A 269-nucleotide genomic window follows, 5' to 3' on the forward strand; every position below is an offset into this window, starting at 1 on the left:
GTGTCGCAGCCCAAGTACTGGCTCACGCCGGCTTGAACGGCGACGCTATTGCCGCCATTGGCATCACCAATCAGCGCGAAACGACCATCGTCTGGGATCGTGCCAGCGGCCGGCCTATCTATCCCGCCATCGTCTGGCAAGACCGCCGTACCGCCGACTACTGCGATGCGCTCAAAGCCCGTGGGCTAGAGGATATGGTGAGGGCTAAAACCGGTTTGCCGGTCGATGCCTATTTTTCCGCTACCAAGATCAATTGGATTCTCGATCAT

1 protein-coding gene is annotated in these 269 nt (G+C 58.4%); it reads left to right on the plus strand.

Annotation, left to right across the window (positions count from 1 at the left end; translation table 11 throughout):
- A partial coding sequence (locus QN347_RS20035) for an FGGY family carbohydrate kinase (protein ID WP_323494434.1) occupies nt 1-269 on the plus strand: 269 nt, incomplete at both ends.

The sequence above is a fragment of the Sphingomonas sp. 10B4 genome, from assembly GCF_035019905.1.
GTDB lineage: Bacteria > Pseudomonadota > Alphaproteobacteria > Sphingomonadales > Sphingomonadaceae > Sphingomonas > Sphingomonas glacialis.